Raw genomic sequence first — 20,018 nt, 5'->3', positions numbered from 1 at the left:
TCCGGTCACTCTCCGCGCCACCAGTGGAGCAGGCGCTGCCAGATGCCCCGCGGGCGGCGGGCCGGCTCCGGGGCCGTGGGGTGGGGCTCCGGGGCGGCGGGGGGCGGCGTGGCGGGACGGGCTTCGGCGGCCGGGGCCTGCTCGGTGCGCAGGGGGTCGGCCTGCCAGGCACGCTGTGCGGGTACGGCCATGGGACGCGGCGGGAGGTTGACGTCCTGCTGCGGCTTCGGTTCGAAGCGCACGGGCAGAGCCACCAGATGCCGGGAGGCGATGGACGAACGCCAGCGCAACTCCTCTTCCGCGCAGTCCAGTTGGACGTCGGAGAGCCGGGTCAGCAGCGCGTCGACGCCGACGTCGGCGATGGCGCGGCCGATGTCCTGTCCGGGGCATTCGTGCGGGCCGCCGCCGAAGGCTAGGTGGGAGCGGTTGCCCTGCATGCTCGCGGACAGGTCCGGGCGGATGCGCGGGTCGAGGTTGCCCGGCGCGGGCGCGAAGAGCAGGCCGTCGCCCTTGCGGATGCGCTGCCCGCCCAGCTCGGTGTCCTGCTTGGCGTAGTAGCCGAGGACGGTGCTGAACGGCGGCTCGTCCCACAGGGACTGCTCGATCGCCTCCGGCACGGTCATCTGGCCGCCGCTGAGCCGGGCGCGGAAGCCGGGCTCGGTGAGGACCATGCGCAGCGCGTTGGCGAGGAGGTTCGCGGTGGCCTCGTAGGCCGCGAAGAGGACGAGCCGCAGGTGTTCGCGGACCTCGTCGTCGCTGAGTCCGGCCGGGTGGGTGACGAGGTGACTGGTGAAGTCCTCCTCGGGCCGGGTGCGGCGCCGGGTGGTGAGCCGGCTCAGCGCGTCCATGACGTAGCTGTGGCTCTGGATGGCGGTCTCGGTGCCCTTCAGAGCGTCCCGCGCGGCCTGCACCATCCGGTCGTTGTACTCCTCCGGCATGCCGAGGATCTCGCACATGACAGCCATCGGCAGATGGTCGGCGAACTGGGAGACCAGGTCGGCCCGGCCGCGTTCGCAGAACCTGTTGACCAGGCTCTGGGTGTGCAGGCCGATGTGGCGGCGCAGGGTGCGGTAGTCGATGGTGGTCATGGCCGCGGTGACCGCCGCGCGCAGCCGCTGGTGCTCGTCGCCCTCGGCATGCGAACAGATCGGCTGCCAGGCGATGTGCGGCATGAGCGGGTGGTCGGCCTTGACCGTGCCGTCCGCCAGCGGGCTCCAGATCCGGCTGTCGCGGGTGTAGAGGGAGGGGCTGCGCACCAGGTGCTGGTTCTCGGCGTGCCCGAGGACCACCCACATCGGTACGTCCTCGTGCAGCAGCACGGGCGCCACGGTGCCGTGCTGCTCCCGCAGCCGCTCGTAGAGGTCGCCCAGGTCCTGCGCGTCGGGGCCGTAGAGCCGCTGCAGGCCGCCGGGGCCGAGGTTGTGCGCGGGGCAGCCGGGCGGCGGGCCGGGGATGGGGTCGGTGTCGGTGTCGGTCAGCGAGGAGGAATCAGACGTCACGGTGTCGCTCCGGAACGGGAAGGTTGTGGGGGTCGTCCGACCGCGGTCGGACCGGGTTCGGATGAGGTAGGGGTCAGGTGCGGGCGCGGGACATGGCCAGCGCGTGCAGGAAGCGCATCAGGGTCATCAGCACGTCCCTGCTGGAGGCCCGGCGCCGTACGTCGCACTCCATGATCGGGATCTCCGGGGTCAGGTCGAGTGCGGTACGCAGTTCCTCGACGGGGTAACGGGGCGCGTCCGGAAAGGTGTTGACGGCGACGACGAAGGGCACGCCGCACTCCTCCAGCCGGCCCATGACGTCGAAGCTGACCTCCAGGCGCCGGGTGTCGACGAGGACGACCGCGCCGAGCGCGCCTTCGAACAGCCCGTTCCACAGGAACCAGAAGCGCTCCTGGCCGGGGGTGCCGAACAGGTAGAGCACCAGTTTGTCGGAGACGCTGATGCGGCCGAAGTCCATGGCCACGGTGGTGGCCGTCTTGGATTCGGAGCCGTAGTTGTCGTCCACGCCGATACCGGCCTGGGTCATGGTCTCCTCGGTGGTCAGCGGCCTGATCTCGCTGACGGAACCGACCATGGTGGTCTTGCCGACGCCGAAACCGCCCACGATCACGATCTTCACCGCGGTCTCGGCCGAGTGCGGCAGATGCTCCTCGGTGCGGGGGCCGGGGATGGTGTCAGAGCCTTTGAAGTCCATGCATCACCGCTTCGAGGATGGAACGGTCGGGAACCGCCTGACGGGCGATCGGGGCGCGCGCCTGTACCAGTTCGGCCGTGATCATCTCGGTGATCAGGACGGTCATCGCGCTGAACGGCAGGTTCAGATAGGCCGAGAGCTCGGCCGTGGACAGGGGGTTGGCACAGAGCCGCAGTACCGCCGCCTGCTCGGGTGAGGCGGCCATCTGGGGCGTGTCACGCGCCACGATCAACGTCACGAGGTCGAGTTCGGCGCGTGCCCCGTCCTCGGATCCGGCAACCGTGTACAGCCGTTCGGGATTCCTGGGCGGGGGCTCGCCGCCCGCCGGTGCGGGTGCCGGTGGCGGCGGGGGCGGCAGGGGCTTCGGCTCGCGCCGTTTGCGTCGTGGAGGAGTCATACGGTCTGCCCGTTCCGCCGGGGCGGACTGGTGAGATGGGCGCCGATCCGGACGACGAGGTCGCGCATCATGCCGCTCATCCGGCCCGGCTCGCAGGTCACGTCGGCGAGCACGGCGAGGTAGGCGTTGTCGCCGGCGTTCATGAGGTAGAAGTAGCCGCCCTCGATCTCGAAGACGACGACCTTCATGTCGCCGGCGCCCGGGAGTTCCTGGATGATGGCGCCGGCCAGGCTCTGCACGCCCGCGCAGGCGGCGGCCACCCGGTCGCAGGCGTCGGGGTCGCCGCCGTAGCGGGCGATGCGCAGTCCGTCCGCGGAGAGGACCACGATCATCTCGATGCCCGGCACGCCGTCGTTGAGCTGCTTGAGCATCCAGTCGATGTTGCCTCGCTGCTGGATCACTTGAGGTCCCCCTCGTCGTCGGCCCCGGTTGCGGCCTCGGTGGCGGTGTCCGAATCGTTGAGCAGGTGCACGTACTTTTCCGGGTGCCGGGTGAAGTCGGTCAGTTCGGGTCCGGTGGCGCCCTCGGGCATGCCCTTGCGCAGGCCGTTCCAGAAGTCCTCGATCCCCTGGCCGATCGGCCGCTCCCTGAGCTTCTTGATCTCGGGGTCCATCTCGGGCTCCGGCTCGGGCTTGGGCTGCGACCAGATGCTGGGCCTGCCCTCGCGCTCGGCCTGCTCGACCTCGGCCTTCTCGGCGAAGCGCTGGCTCAGCGGGGTCTTCATCCGGCTGCGGCGCTGGGGCAGGCCGCCCGCGGTCCACTCGGTGACGACGGGGACGTCGTCCTCCATGGAGATCCCGGCGGGGATCTTGGGGCTGGTGGGGCGGCGCCTCTTCGGCGGGCGCTTGGGGCCCTCGACGGCGCCCAGCTCGGGCATCGGGGTGCCGGTGGCGCCGATGCCGTGGGCGGCGCCCACGCCGGGCTCGGTGGTCGTCATGACGCGCGGCACGACGAGGATCGCGCGGCAGCCGCCGTAGGCGGAGGCACGCAGCGAGACCTCCATGTCGAACATCTTGCACAGGCGGCCCACGACCGCTAGGCCCAGCCGCGGGCTCTCGCCGAGGTTGTGCGCGTCGTCGAGGTTCTTGGCGTCCTCGATCATCTTCTCGATGCGGGCGCGGGACTCCTCGGTGAGGCTGACTCCGGCGTCCTCGATCTCGATGACGATACCGGTCTGCACCTCGGTGGCGGTGACGTGCACCTTGGCCGTGGGCGGCGAGTAGCGGGTGGCGTTGTCGAGGAGTTCGGCGGCGGCGTGCAGGACCGGCTCGACGGAGGTGCCCTTGATGTTGATGTTGACGATGGAGTTCAGCTGGATGCGGCGGTACTCCAGGATGCGCGACATGGCGCCGCGCAGCGTGCTGTAGAGGGAGACCGGCAGGGGCCACTGGCGGCCCGGACGGCCGCCGCCCAGGACGCCGATGGTGTCGGCGAGGCGGCCGATCAGCGAGGTGCCGTGGTCGAGGCGCAGTAGGTCGTCGAAGACCTCGGGGTTGCGGCCGTGGTCCTCCTCCATCTCCCGCAGTTCCTTGGACTGCTGGTGGACGATGGCCTGGATGCGGCGGGCGATGCTCACGTACGAGCGCTCGGTGGCGTCGCGCATCGAGATCTCGTGGTCGGCGCCGCGCAGCGAGACGCGGAACATCTCGCGGTACATGTCCGGCAGGGCGCGCAGCTCGGGGTCGGCGTCGTAGATGTTGGTCAGCACGTCGCGGAGCGGTTCTCCGGCGCGCAGCCGCAGCAGACCGATGGGGATGATGTCGGTGGCGAACTTCTCGATCAGCTCGTCCTGGGCGGCGATCCGGTGCTGCAGATACGCGGCGTGACGGGCGTGCTCGGCCTGTTCCTCGCGGAGCCTGCGGCCGCGGCGGGCGGCCTCGGCGCCGGTGGCGAGGACCAGCAGCACGGCCAGGGCCCCGACCGCGCCGACGGCGATCCGGGCCGACGCCGGCGACAGGGCGACGGCGGCCCCGGTGGCGCCGGCCATCAATATGGCGGGCGGCAACAGCACGCGCGCATAGGGACGTTCACGGCGACCGGGAGGCTTACGAACACTCACCATGGATGCCTTCTGGGACGAATCGGCTGGGTGTCGGGGGAGCTTTTGAGGGGAAGGTTCATGGAACTGTCGGGATCTATCGCATGTTTGGGAACAGACGCACGAATTGCCTCAACTCGGTGCGCCGCGGGCGAGCTTAGTCCGACCGGATCATCGCCGTGTCATATTCGGCGAGCACCTGAAATCACCCATGCGGCAGGAGTACGCTCAGCCTTATTTACACACTGAGCTTCCATTCGAACACGTTTGGTAATGGTGTGGAGGCATGCGAAAGATGCTCACCGTAATGAGTGAAGGGGCCGCAGAAGCGGCCCCTTCAAGCAACTGCGGAGGGCAGGTCACCCCACGGACGAGTAGGCGACCACACCCCGCAGCAACTGATCAACGGCCTTGCGCGCGGCCTTGACCACGGTCGACCCCTCGACAGGCGCCGCAGCGGAAATCTGCCCCAGCACGTCGATCACCTGCTTGCACCAGCGCACGAAGTCACCGGCCGGCATCTCCGCCTCGCGCAGCACCTCGTCGAGCCCCTTGCCCGAGGCCCACATGTACGCGGCCCAGGCGAAGCCGAGATCCGGCTCGCGCTGCCCGACACCCTCGGTCTGGTTGATCCGGAACTCCTCCTCCAGACCGTCGAGCCTGCCCCAGATGCGCACCATCTCGCCCAGCGCGGCCTTCGCCTTGCCCGAGGGCAGCTTGGGCGCCATCGCGTCGTCGCCGACCCGCGCCTCGTACACCAACGCCGAGACGCACGCGGCGAGTTCGGCCGGGGCGAGGCCCTCCCAGACCCGCTCGCGCAGGCATTCACTGGCGAGCAGGTCGAGTTCGCCGTACAGCCGGGCGAGTCGCTTGCCGTGCTCGGTGACCTCGTCGCCGCGCAGATAGTCCAGTTCGGTCAGCAGGGCCACGATCCGGTCGAAGGTGCGCGCGATGGTGTTCGTACGGCCCTCGATGCGGCGCTCCAGCTGCGAGGTGTCGCGCAGCAGCCGGTGGTAGCGCTCGGCCCAACGGGCGTGGTCCTCACGGTCGTTGCACCCGTGACAGGCATGCGCGCGGATGGCGGCCCGCAACCGGGCGATCTCGCGGTCGTCTGCGGCCTGCGAGCGCTTCTTGCGGGCCCGCTCCGGCGGGATGTGCCCGGCCTTGCTGCGCAGCGCGGAGGCCAGGTCCCGGCGGGACTGTGGCGAGCGCGGGTTGAAGGACTTCGGGATCCGCATCCGGTCCAGCGGCTCGACCGGCACCGGGAAGTCCATCGACGCAAGCCGCTTGACCTGCCGCTCGGCGGTGAGCACCAGAGGGCGCGGGCCGTCGTGGTGGTCGAAGCCGCGGTGGCCCGTGGAGCGGCCGGCGGGCAGGCCGGGGTCCAGCACCAGGGCCAGACCGGCGTACTTGCCCGTGGGCACGTGGATGACGTCGCCCGGCCTGAGCTTCTCCAGGGCCACGGCCGCCTCCGCCCGCCGCTGGTTGGCGCCCTGCCGGGCCAGCTCGGTCTCGCGGTCCTTCAGCTCGCGGCGCAGTCGCGCGTACTCCTCGAAGTCGCCGAGGTGGCAGGTCATGGAGGCCTTGTAGCCGGACAGGCCCTCTTCGTTGCGCTGCACCTGGCGGGAGATCCCGACGACCGACTTGTCGGCCTGGAACTGCGCGAAGGAGGTCTCCAGCAGCTCGCGCGAGCGGTGCCGGCCGAACTGCTCGACCAGGTTGACCGCCATGTTGTACGACGGCTTGAAGCTGGAGCGCAGCGGGTACGTACGCGTGCCCGCGAGACCGGCCAGGTGCTCGGGGCTCATCCCGCGCTGCCAGAGCACGACCGCGTGGCCCTCGATGTCGATGCCACGGCGCCCGGCGCGGCCGGTGAGCTGGGTGTACTCGCCGGGGGTGATGTCGGCGTGCTGCTCGCCGTTCCACTTGACGAGCTTTTCCAGCACCACGGAGCGGGCGGGCATGTTGATGCCGAGCGCGAGGGTCTCGGTCGCGAACACGGCCTTGACCAGGCCGCGTACGAACAGCTCCTCCACCACCTCCTTGAACGTCGGGAGCATGCCCGCGTGGTGGGCGGCGATGCCGCGCTCCAGGCCCTCCAGCCACTCGTAGTAACCGAGGACGTGCAGGTCCTCGGACGGGATGGCGGCGGTGCGCTCCTCGACGAGGGCCCGGACCTGCTCCCGTGCCTCCTCGTCGTTGAGTCTGAGGCCCGCGTACAGGCACTGCTGGACTGCGGCCTCGCAGGCGGCGCGGCTGAAGATGAAGGTGATGGCCGGCAGCAGGCCCTCGGAGTCGAGGCGCTCGATGACCTCGGGCCGGCCCGGCGTCCACACGCGCGAGCGCTGTCTGCGCTCCCGCTCCCGGTCGGCCTCGCGCATCGCCCGGCCGCGCCTGCGGTCCTGGTACGACGGTCTGGTGGCCTCCATGCGGGCCAGGCGGACCAGATCGGGGTTGACGGCCTTCTTGTGACCCTCGCCCTCCTCGAACAGGTCGTACATCCGGCGCCCGGCGAGCACGTGCTGGAACAGCGGGACGGGGCGGTGCTCGGAGACGATCACTTCGGTGTCGCCACGGACGGTGTCCAGCCAGTCACCGAACTCCTCGGCGTTGGACACGGTCGCGGACAGCGACACCAGGGTCACCGACTCGGGCAGGTGGATGATCACCTCTTCCCATACGGCGCCGCGGAAGCGGTCGGAGAGGTAGTGCACCTCGTCCATGACCACGTAGCCGAGGCCGAGGAGGGTCTGGGAGCCGGCGTACAGCATGTTCCTGAGGACCTCGGTGGTCATGACGACCACCGGGGCTTCGGAGTTGACGCTGTTGTCGCCGGTGAGGAGGCCGACCTTGCCGGTGCCGTAGCGGCGGCACAGGTCGGCGTACTTCTGGTTCGACAGCGCCTTGATGGGTGTCGTGTAGAAACACTTCTTGCCCTGCTGCAGGGCGAGGTGGACGGCGAACTCGCCCACGATCGTCTTGCCCGAGCCGGTGGGGGCGGCCACCAGCACGCCCTTCCCCGTCTCGAGCGCCTCACAAGCCTCGATCTGGAAGGGGTCGAGGCCGAAGTCGTACATCTCGCGGAAGGACGCGAGCGCGGTGGCCTGCTCGGCTGCCCGCCTGCGGGCCGCCGCATACCGCTCGGCCGGTGAGAGGTCCTCTGTCATCGTGCTTTCGAGCGTACCGGGCCCCACTGACAACCGGACGATCATTATCCCGATCGTGTGCGGCACGCACCGGCGGGAGGGTGCAGAGCAGCGACACGGCGATGCCCCCGCCGGCCGGGGCGGGGGCATCGTCTGCGGCTGGGTGAGGTCCCGGCTCAGGTCACGTCGTCGTAGCCGTTGACCCGGTCCGTGCTCGAGCGCTCGGGCAGCGCCCGGGGCGCCGAGACGGATTCGACCTCGCCGATCTCCTCGGGCGTGAGGTCCAGCTCGGAGGCCTCGTCGTCGGCGGGTCCCTCGGCCTCCCGGCGTGCCCTGCGCCGGTCGTTGAGCAGCGCGATGGACACCGCGATGAAGAACAGCGCCCAGATCGGCGAGGCCAGCGCCAGCATCGTCCCCGGGTCGGGGGTGGGCGTGGCGACGGCCGCGAAGGCGGCGATGCCGACGATCATGCCACGCCACCAGCCGAGCATCCGCCGGCCGGACAGGACACCGGTGAGGTTGAGCATGACCAGCAGCAACGGCATCTCGAAGGCGAGGCCGAAGACGACGATCATGCGGGTGACCAGGTCGATCAGATCGTCCGCCGGCAGCAGGTTCTCGGCCCCGCTGGGCGTGAGGTCGATCATCACCTTCGCCGTCACGGGCAGCACGTTGTACGCGAGGTAGCCACCGGCGAGGAACAGCGGGAAGCCGAATCCGACGAACGCGTAGGCGTACTTCTTCTCGTGCCTGTGCAGACCGGGCGCGACGAACGCCCACAGCTGGTAGAGCCAGACCGGCGACGCCAGCACGATGCCCGCCGTCAGCGCGACCTTCAGGGCCAGCGTGAACGGCGCCAGCAGGCCGCTGACCGTGATGTGGGCACAGTGGGCGTTCTTGGTCTTGGCCAGCTCCCCGAAGGACTGCGAGCAGCCGACCGAGTCGAGCACCGGCTTGGTGACGACGTTGATGATGTCCTGGTAGAAGAAGGCGGCCACGATCGTGACGACGACGATCGCCAGGACTGCCTTCGCGAGCCGATTGCGCAGCTCACGCAAGTGATCCGCGAGCGGCATGCGCCCCTCGGGATCCCTCTCCTTCTTGCGGGCAGGCTTGAGCAACCCACATCCTCATCTCGTGCGGCGGACCGGATGTCCCGGTCCTCGAGTCAGCGCTGGGTCGTCGTGTCCGTCGGCTCGTTGACCGGCCGGGAGCTGGTCACGTCGCCGGGCGAGGCCTGGATCGTGCGCTGCGCCGGGGTCTGCTCCTCGGCGGGCTGGGCGGAGGTGGTGGACTGCTTGCCGTCGTCCTTCATCGCCTTGGCCTCGCTCTTCAGAATGCGAGCGGACTTGCCGAGCGAGCGCGCCATGTCCGGAAGCTTCTTGGAGCCGAACACGAGGACGATCACCAGAACCAGGAGCACCAGGTGCCACGGCTCAAGTGCGTTGCGGAACATAAGTCTTCACCTTCTCACTGAGGCGGGGCGACGGGGGCATGTCCGAAGGGTCGGACAATTGTCTGACCATCGTGCTGGCAGCGATCGTATCGCCCGGGGATGAACGTAAAACAATCCCCGTGCATACTCCCGCTCGGTCTGCGGACCGCGCCTCGTTGTTCGGGCCGCGACCAGCAGCGTACCTGGCCGGACCGACACGGTGACAGGGCGAAGTGACCCAAAGCGCACGGCCCGCGGCAATCTACAACGCATCGACGGCGCCGGCCGCGCTGACGGCCGCCCGCTCCAGGTCCTCGGCCGCACTGTTGATACGGCGCGCGGAGTCCGCGACCTGCTGCCCGAGGCGCCGCGCCTCCACGAAGACCCGGACGGCGAGCACCCCCAGCACCGCGAGACCCAGGAAACCCACCGCTACCGCGAACATCGGCCAGAACATGACGTCGAGACTAGACCGTCACCGGCCCGGCGGCGCACCCGCCCGCGTCCTGGTGCCGAGCCGCGGTGCCCTGCGCCTACACCGTGGAGTGCAGCCGCAGTGTGCTGACCCCGCCGTCGGTGAGCAGCTCGACGATGCGCTCCCCGGCGGGCTTGCGGACGGCGGCGCCGCACTCGGGGCAGGTGAAGGAGTAGAACGTGGTCCGGCTGCTGGCGCCGATGGCGAGGCGCAGCGCGCTCGCGGCGAGCTCGAAGCGGCCCCGGCAGTCCGGGCAGCCCGCCTTGAACACCACGGGGACGACTCTCTTCATCCCGGCGAAGGCTGTCGCCACCGTCATCTCACCTGCACCGGACACCGGAGACTCGCTCACAGGCCTCGCTCCTCATGTTGTGGTCGTTCGCCAGGCGCGCCGCCGGAAGTGCCGCGTTGTGCCGTCCCGCGTCCGCGGCACCGTCGTGGCCAGTCACTGCCCCGAATTCCCGGTTTCGCTCGAACCCGGGGAGGACCCCATCGCGGCGGAGCCGCATTTCTCACACAGCCCCGCGCCCCTTCAGGGCGCTCTCACTGCCCGGAGCCGGCCGGCTGCGCCATGTCATACGCCTGCAAGGCCTCGCGGGCCGCCCGGCGGGCGCTGTCGGCCAGGTCGGGCGGGGAGACGATCCGGCCGTCCCGGCCGAGCCGCAGCGCCAGCCGGCGCAGCGAGGCCGGATCGGGCGTACGCAGAGTGATACGCAGCCCGCCGTCGGGAAGCTCATCCGCGCTGTCGTGCGGGTAGTACTCGGCCACCCAGCGGCCGCCCGGGCCGACCTCGATCACGACCTCCGGGTCCTCGGCGGCCGGCTGCACCAGGGCCTCGGAGAGGTCGCGCAGCTCTATCTCCGGGGGCGCGGACGGCTCGTCCAGGATTCTGATCTCGGCGACCCGGTCGAGCCGGAAGGTGCGCCGGGCCTCGGAGCGGCGACACCAGGCCTCGACATAGGTGTGCCCGACGCTGACCAGGCGGATGGGGTCGATCTCGCGCTCGGTGACCTCGTCGCGGGCCGGCGAGTAGTAGCGGATCCACAGCCGGCGGCGCTCGGAGATCGCCCGGTCGACGTCGGCGAAGACCCCGCCCTCGGACTCGAACGTCACCGACAGCCGGGCGCTGGCGCCCGCGGCCTCACCGGCGGCGGCCTCCACCTTGGCGGTGGCCCGCAGCAGCGCCTGCCGGTCGCCCTCGCGCAGACCCGGCAGCGTCGAGACCGCACGGGCGGCCACCAGCAGGGCGGTCGCCTCGTCGGCCGCCAGCCGCAGCGGCTCGGCGGCCTCCTCGCCGAGCGCGGCCGGATTGTGCCACCAGATGCGCTCGCCGTCGGTGTCGATGTCCAGGAGATCGCCGCCGCGGAAGCTGGTGCCGCACATGGGCAGCAGGTCGAGGTCGGCGACCAGCTCGTCCTCGGTGATGCCGAAGGCACGCGCCACGTCCGCGATCCGCGCGCCGGGCCGCTCCCGGAGATACGTCACCAGGGAGAGCATCCGCCGGGTCTGGTCGATCGCGTTCACGGGCCTGACCGGTTTGCCTGCCACAGTCCTGCTCCCCCTTCAGCCCTTGGCCACGGCGCGCAGCCGGTCCACCACGTCCGCGCGCAGCTCGGCCGGCTCCAGGACCACCACGTCCGGCCCGAACTCCACCAGCCAGGCGTCCAGGCCGTGCCCGTACGGAATCTCCAACTCGTCCCAGCCGTCGCCGAGTTCCCGCACTCCGGTGGCCTTCGCCCGAAGGGGGTAACCGGCGCCGGAACGCAGCCGGATCAGGGCCGTACCGTCCGCGATCTCGCCCGCCCAGCTCGCGACCGTCTCCCGTACGGTGACGACGTCGGGCACGGCAGCGGTGAAGCCCGTGCCGCGCGAACGCACCCGGCCGGTGATCCGGGAGAGCCGGAAGACGCGCTCGGCACCCCGGTCCCGGTCGAAGCCGGCCAGGTACCAGTGCCCGCGCCAGCACTCCAGCGCCCACGGTTCCACATGCCGGGTCTCGGGATGGGCGGCGGAGGCCTTGCGGTAGTCGAAGACGACCGGGCGGCGGTCGCGGCAGGCCAGCATCAGCGGCTCGAAGGCGGCCTCGTGCACCGGGATCCGGGGTTCCAGAGCGCCGTGCGCCTCGTACGGGTCGACGTCCTCGGGCAGCCCCGCGGCACGCAGCTTCTGCAGGGCGCCGCTGGCCGCGCCGGCCAGGCGGGCCTGCTGCCAGACCTTCGCGGCGAGACCGAGCGCCGCGGCCTCCTCGGCGTCCAGGGTGATGGGCGGCAGCCGGTTGCTGTCACGGCGGGCGAGATAGCCGACCTCGCCGTCCAGGTTCTCCACCGTCTCGATGACCAGGCCCAGCTCGCGCAGGTCGTCCTTGTCCCGCTCGAACATCCGGTTGAAGGAGTCGTCACTGCCCGCTTCGAGGTAGGCCTCGATGGACGCACGCAGCTCCCGCTTGCTGAGCGGACGCCGTGTGCCGAGCAGACACAGCGCGAGGTTCATCAACCGCTCGGCCTTGGCAATGGCCATCGACGCCCTTCGCCTTTCCTCCGGTGCTTCCGAGCGATGACCGTACCGCTCCTCAGGGTGGTGACAAAAGCCGAGGGCCCATGCCCGGACAGGCATGGGCCCAAGGTGATCGGATCCGGTCGGACCCGGCCGGACGACCGGGCACGGTCCCGGCCGGACCCGACGGACGATCACGCGTGGATCAGACCGGGATCAGACGGCGAGCAGGTCCACCACGAAGATCAGCGTCTCGCCCGGCTGGATCGCCGGAGTCGGGCTCTGGTTGCCGTAGGCAAGGTGAGCGGGGATGGTCAGCTGGCGACGGCCACCGACCTTCATGCCCTGCACGCCCCGGTCCCAGCCCTTGATGACGCGGCCCCCGCCGAGCGGGAAGCGGAACGGGGTCCCCCGGTTCCAGCTGGCGTCAAACTCCTCGCCGGTACTGAAGGCCACACCCACGTAGTGCACCGTGACGGTCTGACCCTCCTTCGCGACCTCGCCGTCGCCCTCCCAGATGTCCTTGATCTCCAGGTCGGCCGGGGGCTCGCCACCAGGGAAGTCGATCTCGGGCTTGTCGATGCTCACGTCAAAAGCTCCTGCTTGTGTACGACACGAAACGCGGACAGTCTTTCATCCCCGCAACTCTGCCGCCCGCCACGGGCGCACCGGCTACATCGCCGCGAGGATGTCCACCGTGAAGACGAGCGTCGAACCCTTCTTGATCACCCCGCCGCTCGGCGGAGTGTCGCCGTAACCCAGCTCCGGCGGCACCACGATCAGCACCCGGCTGCCCACCTTCTTACCGGTCAGCCCCTGCGCCAGGCCCTTGACCGCCTGCTGCATCTGCTCCAGCGCGAACTGGCTCAGCCGACCCGAGCCGTACGTCCGCTGAAACGTCTTGCCGCCGTCCCAGACCAGCCCCTGGAACTGGCACAGCACCGCCTGGTCGGACTTCAGCTCCGGCCCGTCGCCCTCCAGGACATACGTCGACACCAGCTTCTTCGGCGGAGCCGTCTTGGGGACCGTGACCTTGGGGACATCGCCGTCGGTGTTCGTGGCCACCTTCGGCAGAGCGGCGTCGGTCTGCGCCACCGGCTTGCCCTTGACCGAACTCTTCGAGTTGAAGGAATCGATCAGGTCGATCACGAACACCAGCGTGTCCGTACCCTTGATACCCGCCTGCGGCTCACCCTCCTTGCCGTAACCCCAGGTCGGCGGCACCGCGATCTGGATACGGCTGCCCGTCTTCCGGCCCGCCAGCGCATACCGCCAGCCATCGATGACACCGCCCGCGGCAAGCTGCAGCACCAGCGGACGCTTCTTGTCGTAGGAGTTGTCGAAGACCTTCGCCGTGTCCCAGATCTGACCCAGATAGTTCGCCTGGATGAAGTCGTTCTCCGCGACCGTACGACCACTGCCCGCGATCAGCGTCTTCACCGCCAGGTTCTTCGACGGCGCCCCCGGCCCCTTGGCCACCGTCGGCTTCTCACCGAACTTCGTGCCCGCCGTGACTGCCGGCAACGGCCCCTCCACCATCTTCGGCGGCGGCGCCGAGGGCACCGACGGCGACGGCGAGGCACTGGCCTTGCTGGAAGCGGACTTGTTGTCACCACACGCGGCGAGTGTGACCAGTCCTGCGGGAACAGCGGCGAGGAGAAGTGAACGTCGGCGCACGGGAAGGCCTCGTAATCGGTCGATCTTGCGGATGGCGTGCGCGCTACCTTAGCCGCGTTCGGGCGCCGATCCAGGCTCCGGCCCGCATCGATCTGGGCCGGAGATCCGGGGGTTGTCCCCCGGGACCGCGCAGTCGACGTGAAAAGGGCGCCGTACGAGAAACGTACGACGCCCCTGCGGAGTTCCCGCATTTCACACCCGAAACGCTCGACCCACCTCGCTCCCGCTACATTCCGGCGATCAGCTTCTCCACCCGGTCGTCCACCGAACGGAACGGGTCCTTGCACAACACGGTGCGCTGCGCCTGGTCGTTGAGCTTCAGATGTACCCAGTCGACCGTGAAGTCCCTGCGCTGCTCCTGCGCCCGCCGGATGAAGTCGCCCCGCAGCCGCGCCCGAGTCGTCTGCGGCGGCACCGACTTGCCCTCGAAGATCTTCAAGTCGTTGCAGATCCGGGCCGCCTGACCCTTCTTCTCCAGCAGGTAGTACAGGCCACGACGACGGTGGATGTCGTGGTACGCGAGGTCTATCTGCGCGACCCGCGGATGCGACATCGTCATGTTGTGCTTGGCCCGGTACCGCTCGATCAGCTTGTACTTCATCACCCAGTCGATCTCGGTCGCGATCCGGTCCAGCTCCTCGGACTCGATCGCGTCGAGCGTGCGGCCCCACAGCTCCAGGACCTGGGCGACCGTGCCGGTGCGGATGCCACGGCGGTCACAGAAGTCCACGGCCTTGTCGAAGTACTCGCGCTGCACCTCCAGCGCGGAGGCCTCCCGGCCACTGGCCAGCCGCACCTTGCGCCGGCCCGTGATGTCGTGGCTGACCTCACGGATCGCCCGGATCGGGTTCTCCAGCGTCAGATCACGCATCACCGTGCCCGCCTCGATCATGCGCAGCACCAGATCGGTCGCACCGACCTTCAGCAGCATCGTCGTCTCGGACATGTTCGAGTCACCGACGATGACATGCAGCCGGCGGTAACGCTCCGCGTCCGCGTGCGGCTCGTCACGGGTGTTGATGATCGGCCGCGAACGCGTCGTCGCCGAGGAGACACCCTCCCAGATGTGCTCGGCGCGCTGACTGACGCAGTACACGGCGCCGCGCGGGGTCTGGAGCACCTTGCCGGCACCGCACAGCAGCTGCCGGGTGACCAGGAACGGGATGAGGATGTCCGCGAGCCGGGAGAACTCCCCGTGCCGGGCCACCAGATAGTTCTCGTGGCAGCCGTACGAGTTGCCCGCCGAGTCGGTGTTGTTCTTGAACAGGTAGACGTCGCCTGCGATTCCCTCCTCGTGCAGGCGTCGTTCCGCGTCCACCAGGAGTCCTTCGAGAATGCGCTCGCCGGCCTTGTCGTGGGTGACCAGTTCGATCACATTGTCACATTCGGGTGTCGCGTATTCCGGATGTGAGCCCACGTCGAGATAGAGCCGGGCGCCGTTACGCAGAAAGACATTGCTGCTGCGGCCCCATGACACGACACGGCGGAAGAGGTACCGCGCCACCTCGTCAGGAGACAGGCGCCGCTGTCCCCTGAACGTGCACGTGACGCCGTACTCGTTCTCCAGCCCGAAAATGCGGCGGTCCATGACTGAACATTACGCCCGATCCCCTGAGCTGAAACGGGGTTCGACAGCACGATTTGGATCATTTTCCGATGAAGCCGCAACCACCCCGCCCCGCGCGGGAGCTGCGAGGACCCGCCCCGTGGCCAGCAGGACCAGCAGCGACACGGCCCCCGCCGCCCCCGGCACCGCGAACCCCCACACCGTGCCACCGGCCTGCACCACGGGCCCGGCCACGCCCGTCCCCACCGACGCACCCACCGTGAACGTCGTCACAAGCCAGGAAAACGCCTCGGTGACCGTCCCGCTCGGCGCATGCCGGTCCACGATGATGAACGCACAAGCGATACAAGGCGCCAGAAACACCCCGGACAGCACGGACAGCACCACCATGGCCACCGCACCCGGCGTCAGCATCAACGGCAGATAACACACCGCCAGAAGCGCCACCAGCACCCGCAGTCGCCGCTCCGGCACACCAGCCCACTGACGAGCCCCGTACGCCGTGCCGCCCACGAGCGCGCCCAGCCCGAGCCCCGCCATCATCCAGCCGTACACCGCGTCACCACCGTGCCCGTCGGCATACGACACCGACGCGACCGTGATCGACCCCAGCGCCATACCCACGAACAGGAACGCCCCCAGCAGCGCCAGCAGACCCGGCGAACGCAGCGCGCCCAGCCAGTGCGCCTCACGCGGAGCCGACCGCCACGCGCGCGAGGGCGGCGACATCACCACCGAGAGCGCACCCAGCACGCCCAGCAGATTCAGCACGAGCAGCGCGGCACGCTCGTCCCACAGGGACGCACACAGCGTCACCAGCAGCGGGCCGACCGTGAACATGACCTCCTGCGCGATCGCGTCCATGGCGTACGCGGTGTGCACCTGCTCCTCACGCCGCAGCACCGAAGGCCACAGCGCCCGCAAGCCCCCCTCCAGGGGTGGCGTGAACAGGCCCGCCGCCGCCACGGACACATATGCCACCGGCAGCGGATCAGTGCCGGAGAACGCGAACACCGTCATCGAGAGGGCCGCGAGAACGGCCGCGGGCAGCTGCACCCGCGGCTGCCCGTACAGGTCCACCAGTCGGCCCAGCACCGGCTGGCCGACGGCGTTGGCGACGCCGTACACGGCCGCCAGCGCGCCCGCCAGGCTGTACGTACCGCCCTCGGCGCGGACGAACAGCACCAGGGCGATCGCCGCCGTCGCATTGGGCAGCCGCCCCACCAGCGTGCCGGTGAGCAGCCGCAGCGCATGCCTCGCCCGGAGTATCTCCCGGTATCCCGTGGCCATGTGCTGCCCTCCAGCGACTCGGCCGGGCCGCCGCGACGACCCGACGTTTTACGTATAACTTCCGCGCCCATACGTACCATGTGCGCTGTTCACACGTCCAGACGAACGACCCCACACAGAGGAGCAGGCCCACGGTGGCACGCAGCAGCACGCGCCCGACCAGCCGGGACGTCGCCCAGGCAGCCGGAGTCTCCCAAGCCGCCGTCTCCCTCGTCCTCGGCGACAAATGGCGCGGCCGAGTATCCGAAGCCACCGCCGAACGCGTCCGTCACGCCGCACGCGAACTCGGCTACCGCCCCAACCTCGCCGCCCGCAACCTCCGCCTCGGCCGCACCCGCACGGTCCTGCTCGTCGTACCCGCCCTGACGACCGAGTTCTTCGCCGGCGTCTACACCGGCGCCGCACGCGTCGCCGCCGAAAACGGCTTCGGCGTCGTCCTCTACCCCTCCCCCGAAGGCATCGGCCCCGCCCGCGACCCCTTCGCCTCCGCCCAAGCCGCCCTCGACGGCGTCATCGCCTCCTCCATGGCCGCCGACGCCCTCACCGCCATCCGCGGCGACCAGCTCCCCCTCGTCATGCTCGACAGCGACCCGGAAGGCAGCCTCGGCGCCGCCACCGTCAACCTCGACATCGCCGACGGCGTCCGCCAGGTCACCGAACACCTCCTCCACCTCGGCCACCGCCGCATCCTCCACCTCGCCGCCGACGTCCCCTCATGGACCTTCGACATCCGCGCGAATGAACTGGCAGCACGCATGGCAGCCGTACCAGGGACAGAGGTACGCACGGCCCGCGCCCCCATCTCCATCGAAGGCGCCCTCACCGCCACCGAGAAAGCCCTCACCACACCCGGCCCCCGGCCCACCGCCATCATCTGCGACGACGACAAACTCGCCGCCGGCGCCTACAAAGCCGTCCGCCGCCTCGGCCTGCGCATCCCCGACGACATCTCCGTCACCGGCCTCGACGACCTCGCCCTCGCCACCGCCATCGACCCCGAACTGACCACCGTACGACTCGACGCCGAACTCTTCGGCGAACGCGGCATGCAGGCCCTCCTGGCCGTCCTGGAGGGACGGGAGCCGGAGGGCGGGGACATCCCGGTCCACCTGGTCGTCAGAGGCTCCACAGCCCCACCACGGGCCGCCTAGACATCCACCCCGACCCGGTGCCGCACCTAACGCCGTGTGCCCCGGCCAGAGACACGGCCGGGGCACACACAAGGCAGGCGGGCGGGACACGCCCGGACGTCACTCCTCCTCGGAGCCGTCCTCCTCGGCGCTCTCCGCCTCTGTGGCCGCACCGTCCGCCGCCAGCAGACGCGACAACCGACGACCGACGATCCGCTTGAACTTGCGCTTCTGCGGACGCGTACGATCCAGCACAGCCACCTCAAGACGCTCCGCGGGAATCTCCCGCTCACTGCCATTGGTGTCACGCGACAGCGCCTGCACCGCCAGCTTCAACGCCTCTGCCAGCGACATGCCATCACGGTGCCGCTGATCCAGGAAACTGCTGATCTGCTCCGCATTGCCGCCCACCGCGACCGAGCCATGCTCGTCCACGATCGAACCGTCATGCGGCAGCCGATAGATCTGATCGCCCTCCGGGGTCTCCCCCACCTCCGCCACGACCAGCTCCACCTCATACGGCTTCTCAGCGGCGGAGGAGAAGATCGTGCCGAGCGTCTGGGCATAGACGTTCGCCAGACCACGAGCGGTCACATCGTCACGGTCATAGGTGTAACCCCGCAGGTCGGCGTAGCGAACACCACCGATGCGCAGGTTCTCGTACTCGTTGTACTTACCGGCGGCCGCGAAACCGATCCGGTCATAGATCTCGCTGAACTTGTGCAGCGCACGGGACGGGTTCTCACCGACGAACACGATCCCGTCGGCATACTGCATGACCACAAGACTGCGGCCACGGGCGATGCCCTTGCGGGCATACTCCGCCCGGTCGGCCATGGCCTGCTGAGGTGAGACATAGAACGGCGTCGACACCGGTTATCCGTCCCTTTCTGTCCTGGTCACTGGATCACCTTGATAAGAAGCCGGGGCCCGCGCTCAGAGCAGGGCGGCCTTGGGGCCGTCCGGCTCCTCCAGACGCCGCTGGAGCACCGCCCGCGCGACCTCGGAGGACTCCTCCTCCGTGAGCCGACGGAAACCGTCCTCGGTGATCACGGTGATGATCGGGTAGATCCGGCGGGCGACATCGGGACCACCGGTCGCCGAGTCATCGTCAGCCGCGTCATACAGAGCCTGCACCACCAGCGTGGTCGCCTGCTCCTCGCTCAGATCGTCACGGAACAGCTTCTTCATCGCACCACGCGCGAAGATCGAGCCGGAACCCGTCGCCGAGAAGTTGTGCTCCTCGGAACGGCCGCCCGTCACGTCGTAGGAGAAGATCCGGCCCTTCTCGCGGTCCAGGTCGTAACCCGCGAAGAGCGGCACCACGGCCAAGCCCTGCATGGCCATGCCGAGATTGGAACGGATCATGGTCGACAGCCGGTTCGCCTTGCCCTCCAGCGACAGCTGCGCACCCTCGACCTTCTCGAAGTGCTCCAGCTCCAGCTGGAAGAGCTTGACCATCTCCACGGCCAGACCGGCGGCGCCGGCGATACCGACGGCCGAGTACTCGTCCGCCGGGAAGACCTTCTCGATGTCCCGCTGAGCGATCACATTGCCCATCGTGGCCCGGCGGTCACCGGCAAGCACCACGCCCCCGGGGAACGTCACGGCGACGATCGTCGTCCCGTGCGGCGCCTCGATCACGCCCTGTGTGGGCGGCAACTGCCGCTTGCCGGGCAGCAGCTCCGGCTGGTGCTCGGACAGAAAGTCCATGAAGGAGGAGGACCCGGGCGTCAGGAAGGCAGCTGGTAGACGCCCTGTGCTACGAGTGTTGGCTTCCACAGGTTTCCTTCCAGATAGGCAGCGGCCCGGCGTACGGCGTCGGGGTTGTCACCCAACTTGCCGATGGCCGAGTTGCAGTTGAAGCACAGTACGCCTCGGACCCTACCCGTCTTGTGGCAGTGATCCACATGCACGGGCGGGGCAGCCAGGCAGATCACGCAGAGGCCGAGCCGGGAGGCGATCATCGCGTCGCGCTCGGCTTCGGTGAGGCCGTAGTTTCGCCTGAGATGGCGCTGCCGACTCTTCACCGCCTTGCACGCCTTACAGACCCATCGCGCATCGCCTGGTTCCGTGCGAACGCTGCCCGCGGCTTGTGCTGCTTGCACCGCGAGCAGCGCTTCACGCCTTCTTCGCTTTCCAACTCCGCCCCCGACACCTTCCTTTGATCCGAAGGT

20 protein-coding genes are annotated in these 20,018 nt (G+C 69.4%); 1 reads left to right on the top strand and 19 read right to left on the bottom strand.

Features of this window, described 5'->3' with window-relative positions; translation table 11 throughout:
• Positions 1 to 5: 5 nt before the first annotated feature.
• The 16 genes from AB5L52_RS34675 to AB5L52_RS34600 form a co-directional block, all read right to left on the bottom strand.
• Positions 6 to 1,499: a cytochrome P450 gene (locus AB5L52_RS34675; RefSeq protein WP_369367581.1), complete on the bottom strand. Its 1,494-nt coding sequence runs from the start codon at positions 1,497 to 1,499 to the stop codon at positions 6 to 8.
• A 73-nt stretch (positions 1,500 to 1,572) separates the two neighbouring features.
• On the bottom strand, positions 1,573 to 2,193 hold the full coding sequence (locus AB5L52_RS34670; protein WP_351021912.1) for an ATP/GTP-binding protein: 621 nt from the start codon (positions 2,191 to 2,193) through the stop codon (positions 1,573 to 1,575).
• Positions 2,174 to 2,590 carry a DUF742 domain-containing protein gene (locus AB5L52_RS34665; RefSeq protein WP_351021914.1) on the bottom strand — a complete coding sequence of 139 codons (417 nt, stop codon included), beginning with the start codon at positions 2,588 to 2,590 and terminating at the stop codon, positions 2,174 to 2,176. Before AB5L52_RS34665 ends, AB5L52_RS34670 begins: the two co-directional genes overlap by 20 nt.
• Positions 2,587 to 2,991, bottom strand: a complete 405-nt coding sequence (locus AB5L52_RS34660) for a roadblock/LC7 domain-containing protein (RefSeq protein WP_023551950.1) — start codon at positions 2,989 to 2,991, stop codon at positions 2,587 to 2,589. Before AB5L52_RS34660 ends, AB5L52_RS34665 begins: the two co-directional genes overlap by 4 nt.
• A complete protein-coding gene (locus AB5L52_RS34655; protein WP_351021916.1) occupies positions 2,988 to 4,652 on the bottom strand; it encodes an ATP-binding protein in 1,665 nt (554 codons plus the stop codon). Before AB5L52_RS34655 ends, AB5L52_RS34660 begins: the two co-directional genes overlap by 4 nt.
• Positions 4,653 to 4,987: 335 nt before the next feature.
• Entirely contained in the window at positions 4,988 to 7,840 is a 2,853-nt protein-coding gene (locus AB5L52_RS34650) for a DEAD/DEAH box helicase (RefSeq protein WP_351021918.1), read from the bottom strand.
• A gap of 110 nt (positions 7,841 to 7,950) precedes the next feature.
• On the bottom strand, positions 7,951 to 8,895 hold the full coding sequence (tatC, locus tag AB5L52_RS34645; protein WP_351021920.1) for a twin-arginine translocase subunit TatC: 945 nt from the start codon (positions 8,893 to 8,895) through the stop codon (positions 7,951 to 7,953).
• Between the two features lie 47 nt (positions 8,896 to 8,942).
• Entirely contained in the window at positions 8,943 to 9,230 is a 288-nt protein-coding gene (gene tatA, locus AB5L52_RS34640) for a Sec-independent protein translocase subunit TatA (protein ID WP_351021922.1), read from the bottom strand.
• Positions 9,231 to 9,471: 241 nt separating this feature from the next.
• The gene (locus AB5L52_RS34635; RefSeq protein WP_351021924.1) at positions 9,472 to 9,666 is read right to left on the bottom strand and encodes a hypothetical protein; all 195 of its coding nucleotides are present in this window, start codon (positions 9,664 to 9,666) and stop codon (positions 9,472 to 9,474) included.
• Between the two features lie 76 nt (positions 9,667 to 9,742).
• Entirely contained in the window at positions 9,743 to 10,003 is a 261-nt protein-coding gene (locus AB5L52_RS34630; protein ID WP_351022344.1) for a hypothetical protein, read from the bottom strand.
• Positions 10,004 to 10,227: 224 nt separating this feature from the next.
• On the bottom strand, positions 10,228 to 11,232 hold the full coding sequence (locus tag AB5L52_RS34625) for a WYL domain-containing protein (RefSeq protein ID WP_351021927.1): 1,005 nt from the start codon (positions 11,230 to 11,232) through the stop codon (positions 10,228 to 10,230).
• Between the two features lie 15 nt (positions 11,233 to 11,247).
• The gene (locus tag AB5L52_RS34620; protein ID WP_351021930.1) at positions 11,248 to 12,201 is read right to left on the bottom strand and encodes a WYL domain-containing protein; all 954 of its coding nucleotides are present in this window, start codon (positions 12,199 to 12,201) and stop codon (positions 11,248 to 11,250) included.
• Positions 12,202 to 12,393: 192 nt separating this feature from the next.
• The gene (locus AB5L52_RS34615; RefSeq protein WP_132889134.1) at positions 12,394 to 12,765 is read right to left on the bottom strand and encodes an FKBP-type peptidyl-prolyl cis-trans isomerase; all 372 of its coding nucleotides are present in this window, start codon (positions 12,763 to 12,765) and stop codon (positions 12,394 to 12,396) included.
• 84 nt (positions 12,766 to 12,849) lie between these two features.
• Positions 12,850 to 13,854: an FKBP-type peptidyl-prolyl cis-trans isomerase gene (locus tag AB5L52_RS34610; RefSeq protein WP_369367580.1), complete on the bottom strand. Its 1,005-nt coding sequence runs from the start codon at positions 13,852 to 13,854 to the stop codon at positions 12,850 to 12,852.
• Positions 13,855 to 14,080: 226 nt separating this feature from the next.
• The gene (gene pafA, locus AB5L52_RS34605; RefSeq protein ID WP_351021939.1) at positions 14,081 to 15,442 is read right to left on the bottom strand and encodes a Pup--protein ligase; all 1,362 of its coding nucleotides are present in this window, start codon (positions 15,440 to 15,442) and stop codon (positions 14,081 to 14,083) included.
• A 9-nt stretch (positions 15,443 to 15,451) separates the two neighbouring features.
• A complete protein-coding gene (locus AB5L52_RS34600; RefSeq protein ID WP_351021942.1) occupies positions 15,452 to 16,711 on the bottom strand; it encodes an MFS transporter in 1,260 nt (419 codons plus the stop codon).
• 134 nt (positions 16,712 to 16,845) lie between these two features.
• On the opposite strand from AB5L52_RS34600, the gene AB5L52_RS34595 reads away from it, so the two are divergent.
• Positions 16,846 to 17,862, top strand: a complete 1,017-nt coding sequence (locus AB5L52_RS34595; protein WP_369367579.1) for a LacI family DNA-binding transcriptional regulator — start codon at positions 16,846 to 16,848, stop codon at positions 17,860 to 17,862.
• Positions 17,863 to 17,961: 99 nt separating this feature from the next.
• Here AB5L52_RS34595 and prcA read toward each other — a convergent pair whose 3' ends face one another.
• From prcA to AB5L52_RS34580, 3 genes are all read right to left on the bottom strand, one after another.
• Positions 17,962 to 18,714, bottom strand: a complete 753-nt coding sequence (gene prcA / locus AB5L52_RS34590; protein ID WP_023551936.1) for a proteasome subunit alpha — start codon at positions 18,712 to 18,714, stop codon at positions 17,962 to 17,964.
• A gap of 63 nt (positions 18,715 to 18,777) precedes the next feature.
• Positions 18,778 to 19,623 (bottom strand): proteasome subunit beta, encoded by an 846-nt coding sequence (gene prcB / locus AB5L52_RS34585; protein WP_351021950.1) that lies wholly within the window; start codon positions 19,621 to 19,623, stop codon positions 18,778 to 18,780.
• A complete protein-coding gene (locus AB5L52_RS34580; RefSeq protein WP_351021953.1) occupies positions 19,575 to 19,871 on the bottom strand; it encodes an endonuclease VII domain-containing protein in 297 nt (98 codons plus the stop codon). The genes prcB and AB5L52_RS34580 overlap by 49 nt, the downstream gene beginning before the upstream one ends.
• Positions 19,872 to 20,018: the final 147 nt, after the last annotated feature.

It is taken from the genome of Streptomyces sp. CG4, from assembly GCF_041080655.1.
Taxonomy (GTDB): Bacteria; Actinomycetota; Actinomycetes; order Streptomycetales; family Streptomycetaceae; genus Streptomyces.
The sequence above is the reverse complement of the archived record's forward strand: the minus strand, read 5'-3'. Positions and strand labels throughout refer to the sequence as shown.

Bases quoted from the DNA above. Each gene is read 5' to 3' on its own strand.
- AB5L52_RS34670 (WP_351021912.1), bottom strand. From the start codon at position 2,193: ATGGACTTCAAAGGCTCTGACACCATCCCCGGCCCCCGCACCGAGGAG.
- AB5L52_RS34665 (WP_351021914.1), bottom strand. From the start codon at position 2,590: ATGACTCCTCCACGACGCAAACGGCGCGAGCCGAAGCCCCTGCCGCCC.
- AB5L52_RS34655 (WP_351021916.1), bottom strand. From the start codon at position 4,652: ATGGTGAGTGTTCGTAAGCCTCCCGGTCGCCGTGAACGTCCCTATGCG.
- AB5L52_RS34650 (WP_351021918.1), bottom strand. From the start codon at position 7,840: ATGATCGTCCGGTTGTCAGTGGGGCCCGGTACGCTCGAAAGCACGATG.
- tatA (WP_351021922.1), bottom strand. From the start codon at position 9,230: ATGTTCCGCAACGCACTTGAGCCGTGGCACCTGGTGCTCCTGGTTCTG.
- AB5L52_RS34635 (WP_351021924.1), bottom strand. From the start codon at position 9,666: ATGTTCTGGCCGATGTTCGCGGTAGCGGTGGGTTTCCTGGGTCTCGCG.
- AB5L52_RS34630 (WP_351022344.1), bottom strand. From the start codon at position 10,003: ATGACGGTGGCGACAGCCTTCGCCGGGATGAAGAGAGTCGTCCCCGTG.
- AB5L52_RS34620 (WP_351021930.1), bottom strand. From the start codon at position 12,201: ATGGCCATTGCCAAGGCCGAGCGGTTGATGAACCTCGCGCTGTGTCTG.
- pafA (WP_351021939.1), bottom strand. From the start codon at position 15,442: ATGGACCGCCGCATTTTCGGGCTGGAGAACGAGTACGGCGTCACGTGC.
- AB5L52_RS34600 (WP_351021942.1), bottom strand. From the start codon at position 16,711: ATGGCCACGGGATACCGGGAGATACTCCGGGCGAGGCATGCGCTGCGG.